The sequence below is a fragment of the bacterium genome, from assembly GCA_024224155.1.
Taxonomy (GTDB): domain Bacteria; phylum Acidobacteriota; class Thermoanaerobaculia; order Multivoradales; family JAHEKO01; genus CALZIK01.
Genome location: JAAENP010000347.1, coordinates 1 through 5,644, shown reverse-complemented (window position 1 = coordinate 5,644; position 5,644 = coordinate 1). Strand labels below are relative to the sequence as shown.

At 64.7% G+C, this 5,644-nt stretch carries 5 protein-coding genes; 3 read left to right on the top strand and 2 right to left on the bottom strand.

Annotated features, from left to right (window positions below):
* Both GY769_17405 and GY769_17400 read left to right on the top strand, forming a co-directional pair.
* Positions 1–495, top strand: a 495-nt coding sequence (locus GY769_17405; GenBank protein ID MCP4203697.1) for a cytochrome-c peroxidase, incomplete at its 5' end; no start/stop codon positions are given.
* Positions 496–584: 89 nt separating this feature from the next.
* Positions 585–3,029: a hypothetical protein gene (locus GY769_17400; protein MCP4203696.1), complete on the top strand. Its 2,445-nt coding sequence runs from the start codon at positions 585–587 to the stop codon at positions 3,027–3,029.
* Here the strand turns inward: GY769_17400 and GY769_17395 are convergent.
* Together GY769_17395 and GY769_17390 are read right to left on the bottom strand one after the other, a co-directional pair.
* Positions 3,022–4,257: a DUF2029 domain-containing protein gene (locus GY769_17395; GenBank protein ID MCP4203695.1), complete on the bottom strand. Its 1,236-nt coding sequence runs from the start codon at positions 4,255–4,257 to the stop codon at positions 3,022–3,024. The two genes, GY769_17400 and GY769_17395, sit on opposite strands and share 8 nt — an antisense overlap.
* A 6-nt stretch (positions 4,258–4,263) precedes the next feature.
* The gene (locus tag GY769_17390) at positions 4,264–5,079 is read right to left on the bottom strand and encodes a thiazole synthase (GenBank protein ID MCP4203694.1); all 816 of its coding nucleotides are present in this window, start codon (positions 5,077–5,079) and stop codon (positions 4,264–4,266) included.
* A 362-nt stretch (positions 5,080–5,441) separates the two neighbouring features.
* Between GY769_17390 and GY769_17385 the strand changes: the two genes are divergently transcribed.
* Positions 5,442–5,644, top strand: a 203-nt coding sequence (locus tag GY769_17385; protein MCP4203693.1) for a hypothetical protein, incomplete at its 3' end; no start/stop codon positions are given.

The following is a 5,644-nucleotide window of genomic DNA, read 5'->3' as shown; positions in this document are numbered from 1 at the left end:
TTTCAGACCGATCATGACTTTCACGCCATCGGCATGCCCCAGATCGGTCCCGGCAAGGGCGATGGATTCGACGGACGCGAAGACTTCGGCCGCGAGCGCGTGACCGGCAGAGCCGGTCAGCGGTACATGTTCCGGACGCCGACTCTGCGCAACGTCGGTATCACCGGTCCGTGGGGGCACGACGGCGCCTTTGACACGCTCAAGGGTGTGGTGCTTCACCAGTTCGATCCACAGGGTTCGCTCGAGACATACGACGCGAGCCAGGCGGTGTTGCCGTCGCGCCCGGATCTCGACGCGATCGACTTCGTGGTGCAGTCCGATGCCTCGCGGCGGTCCGAGATCGGCGCTGCTTGCGAGATCGAGAGGACGGAGGTCACCGACGCCGAGATAGATGATCTCTTGGATTTTCTGTATGCGTTGACGGATCCGGCCAGTCTCGATCTTCGTGCCGACCTACCGAGAGTGGTGCCGAGCGGCCTGCCGCTGGCGGACTAGGCAGCGAGGCGGTCGAGGTGGAGCTCGACCGCCACCCCGGAATCGAGTGGGAGGGGAGACGCACCGACGTGGGATACCCTTCTCTTCCAATGAAAATCCCCTGGCCGTCGGCCTTCCGGATCGGTCGCGTCGCTCTGGCCGTGACGGCGACGGTCGCCGGTCTGGGCTACCTGGCCGATCGGCCGGGCCTCGAGACCGAGTATTTCGCCAACTCGCCCTCCTGGGACGGCGAGCCGGTATTCACCACGGTCGAATCGCCGGAGCTCGTAGAACGTGGAGACCTGGAGCAGGTTCTTTTTAGCACGGAGAGTTTCAGTATCCGCTGGAACGGCTGGATTCGAGTCTCAGAAGCGGAGAGCCGGCCGCTCTCGGTCTTCTCCGATGAGGGTGTCTACGTAGCGCTCGACGGCGAGATGGCCGTCGATCGCAAGGGCTCGAGCCGCTCGACCCGGGCGCTGGTGCATCCGAACCCGGGTCCCGGAATCCATCATGTCGAGCTCGGTCTCTCGCAAACCGGAGGAGAGAGCCGGTTCGCGCTGCGGTTTGGGGAATCCCCTTCGTCGTCGGTCGAGATCCCGGCCGATCTTCTGTTTGCCGGGCGTCCGGTGGGCTTCTACCGACTTCTCCGGGGGGTGGCGTCTGATTTTTCCCCATTCCAGCGCAGGCTCCTGGGATCGCTGCTCCTGCTCGCAGGCCTTCTCTTGATGCGCGGGCACAGCAACCGGCTTGTTGCCGCTTTCGAGCGCGTTCGGGATTCGGTGCGGTGGCCAGGAAACTCGGCCCGCAACCGGCGGCTTCTCGGGATGGTCGCGCTGGCCGCAGTCTTCGTCGTAACACTCGTGTCGGCGTTTCCGTTCACCGGGAGCACCGCAGGCGGCGACGACGTCCGCTATCTGCGAGAGGCGGCCTTCGATGAGGGCAGCACGGGCTACGGCCGACCCGTGCATGTCTACCTGCTCAAGCTCTTCATCGCGCTTGCGGGCGGAGACGTCTTTCTGGGTGCGCGCCTCTTCTGGGCCTTCGTGTTCGCCGTGACGGTTGCCGCGGTCGTGGCAGGTATCGCTGCGCTCGGTCCGGGTCTTCAGGTTCGCACCCAGGTTGTCGGACTTGTCGTGCTGGTCGGCCAGACAAACATCATGGGTCGAATAGGTTCGACCTTTCCTGACTTCACGGCGATGATGTTCGTGACGGTCACGGTCGCCGCCTATCTTTGGATGATCGCCGGCGAGAGGTCGCCCCCGAGCCGGACGTCGGCAGCGCTGGCAATGGGGCTTCTGAGCGTGTTGGCCTTTCTCTCCAAGGAAACGGGCATCATCGTGGCTTGTTTGCCGGCCTTGTTTCTCTGGCACCGGGGACGTATCGATCTGCGGACGTTCGGGAGAAGAGTGGCGCTCTGGACAGCGGGCGCGCTGAGCGGCCTTCTTTTGGTGCTGGCGGCCGACGCTTGGATTGGCGGTGACGTGTGGCGCAGCTTCCGCCCCGATCACGTGGCCGCGGTGATCGAAACCAACTTCGAGGACGACGTCAGGCCGTTACGGCGGACCGCCTTCGGCTGGCTGAACACGATTCTCCAGACCGGGACTGGTGAGGGCATTGTCGACTATTCGCCGCGCCACCTCTGGCTCTTGACGTTCGTCGCGGCATTCGTGGCGACGGGCATGGGCAAGCGCATCGAGCTGAGGTTGCTCCATCTGCTTCCGATCGGCTTCATGCTGATGATGCTGCTCTTGCAGATCGGAGCGTTCTATCCTCTTTATTGGCGCTACTTGCTGCCGGTCATGCCGGTGTGCTGCTTGCTCGTGGCCTCGCTATTTCGAGACCTCGGTATCGAAGAGCCACCCTGGAGGGATCTTTCCTCCTTGAAGAGCTGCTTGGCGCTCTACGTGACCGGTGTCGTTTGCCTCTTGACGTTCATTCCCTATCGCCTGGGCTACCTCGACGCGACCGAGATCGTGCCGCAGGTGGTTCTTCAGAGATTTGGCTGGACCGCGCCCGACTTTGTGGCCAGCATAGGGCTGCCCTTGGCGTTGCTGGGTTTGCTGGCAGCGAGTGCGGTCTGGAACCGGGATCGCACCCTGCGTTTTGTCCTCCTCGTCGCCGCTCTCCTGCTCTTGTTTGGAGTTGGCTTCGAAAACAACCGGCTCGCCCTCAGCAAGCACCTGACAGCGCAACGTGGCGACCTGATTCTCTATCCGTGGCGGGCCTTCCGCGATGTGATCGAGGCGGAGAGACCGTCCTCGATTCAGGTTTCACCGGAGCTCTTTCGGAAGCGACGGATGGGGGGCCAGCTGGTGGTGCGAGAGAGTATCGCCAGACTGTCCTTTCGCCGAGCCGACCTCCAGGTGTGGCAGTCGCGCCTTCTGAGCCCGGAAGTGGACGTCGCCATCGCCGGCCGGTACAGCTTTGATTCATGGCGCGAGCAGGTGCCGGGGGTCGAGGAGACCGCCGTGATCGAGCCCACGGGGCAGCTGATCCTGGTCCGGCCGCGCCTTGCGGCGAGGCAACAGACCGCGGGCGACGACCGGCCTAAGTAGTGTCCGGCAGCGATTCGGAGGTCGCCTTCTGCTGCACCAGTGCGACCGCGGCGAGGAGGTTCAGGAGCGGATAGAACAGGAGCAGGATCTGGACCTGGGCCGCCCCGATCTCCTCTGTGAGTGCCCGCTCCATGAGGTGCTGGACGAGCGGGAAGTAGGTGAAGCTCAGGACGAGGTAGACGGCGGCGAAGGCCTCGACGCGCCGGGGTAGGGCAGCGAGGGCGAAGAGCGCCAGAAACAGCAGCTCACCGTGGTCCCACATCTTGGGGAGAAACAGCAAGAGATAGGGGATCGTCAGAGCGAGAGCCCGCCGCCCGCCGCTCGGCCGCTCGCGCAGCTTCCACACGGCCAAGACGAAGCCGGCCAGCGACAACCAGACCAGGGCCTTCAAAGCTAGGCTGTCGACGGTTCGGTTCGAGGTCACCCAGTCGACCGGCGAACGAGCCAGGCGCCCGAGCGCCGCGGGAACCGAGATCTGGTTGTAGAAGACCGTGATCCCGCCGCCCGCCTCTTCGGCGAGACCGCCGATAAACGCGGTCGGTCCTTCGAAGCCGGTCCACGGTAGCGGCAGGGCCAGAAGTAGGACGAAGACCGCGATGGCGCCCAGGGCCAGGCGCCGCTTGCCACCATTGTCGATGAACCACAGCGGGACCAGAAAGAGGCCGGCGTAGAGCTTGAGGTGGAACGCCAGCGCCCAGAAGAGAACCGCCGTGCGCTGATGGCCACGAACCGTCTGCCGGAGCGCGAGCGCGATCAGAAGAACCAGCAGTGCCGTCCAGTTCTGATAGAGGAATTGGATGCGAATTGGGTCCCCGGTGACGAAAGCGAGAAAAAGCAGCGCCAGCAGCCATCGCGGCCGCAGTGGCTCGAGCGCGCAGTAGAGAATCCCGCCGAGAGCCAGCAGGATGATGAGCTGATTGAGCATCTGCGCGGCCGCGAAGTCGAGCCGCGCCAACAGCGAGGCGGGAATCAAAAACAGCGGCGAGTAGTAGAAGCTTCCGACCCGGCGTCCGGAGTCCGGATGAAGCTCGGCGTGCCGCTGGTTGAGCCGTTCGAGGTCGAAGGCCGCGGCCGCGCCTTCTTCGTTGGCCAGGAGGCCGGCCGTGTAATAGGTGCAAAAGTCGTAGGGCAGCGCCACCTGGGCGGTCAGCACCACGATCGCCAGAGCCGCGACGACCGCCAGAGTGCGCAGGATGCGGACCTTGGCGCTCGCTGGGCTCGGGGTCACTTCGAGCTACTCGATCAGACCTTCGATGGGTGAAGACGCCGTGGCGTAGAGCTTCTTGGGAATCCGGCCGGCGTGCGCGGCGAGCCAGCCGGCCTCGACGGCGAGCTTCATTGCCAGGGCCATCCGGACGGGGTCGGCGGCCGAGGCCACGCCGGTGTTCATCAGTACGCCATCGACGCCGAGCTCCATCGCCACCGCGGCGTCCGATGCCGTGCCGACCCCGGCGTCGACGATGACCGGAACGCCCTGCTCCCGTGCCTGCTCGACGATGATTTTGAGGTTGGCGGGGTTGCGGATGCCCAGGCCCGAGCCGATCGGCGCGGCCAACGGCATCACGGCGACGCAACCGAGATCGGCGAGCTTGCGGCACATGATCGGGTCGTCGATGGTGTAGGGCAAGACATGAAAGCCCTCGTCGACCAGCACCTTGGCGGCTTCGAGCGTAGCTTCGTTGTCGGGGAAGAGGGTCTTCTCGTCGCCGATGACCTCGAGCTTGACGAAGTTCCAGCCGCCGAGCTCGCGCGCCAGGCGAGCGGTGCGGATGGCGTCGTCGGCGGTGTAACAGCCGGCGGTGTTGGGCAGCAGCAGGTACTTCTCCTGATCGATCTGGTCGATCAGCGAGCCCTTGCCGATCTCTTCGAGAGGAACCCGGCGCAGGGCAACGGTCACCATTTCGGTGCCCGAGGCTTCGAGCGCGGCGTTCATCTCGGCGCCGTCCTTGTATTTGCCGGTGCCGAGTATCAGGCGCGAGCGAAAGGTCCGGTCCGCGATCTCGAGGGGGGCGATCTGGGTGGCGGTGCCAGGTGGTGAAGTGGTCGTCATAGAGCGCGCATTGTATCGCTCCGTGCAAAGACCGAGAGTGTCGCGCCGGTGCGGTCTCTCCGAGAGCGCCGGCATCACCCAATCCCGGTCGACGCACGGAAGGGGGTCGACAGCTACAATCTCCCGACGCTCCGGGGTTCTCGATGTTGCGCTTTGAATTACAGGGCGTAGTATCCTCTGCGGAACTACGGAAACCGGGGGGTTCGGAGATGACTGGATTGGATCAGGAACTGGCTGGGGGTGTCGGCTTCCAGTGGCGAGCGCGTGTCGGCCTCGTCGTTCTTGCCGGCCTGCTGGCCGGCTAGGGAACGGGAGCCGCGCGCGGAGCCGAGGAAGAAGAGACTGCTCAAGGCTCGCCGGCGGTGCCCGAGCCTCAGCTCACTGCCGACGAAGAGCACGAGAAACTGTTCGCCGAAGCCACCTATCCGTCGGCGACAACTTGCGCTACCTGCCACCCGACGCAGTACCGCGAATGGTCGGTGTCGCCGCATGCCTATTCCCAGATGAGTCCGGTCTTCAACGCCTTTCACGGCGCGGTGAGCTACCAGGTTCAGAGCGCGGGGAT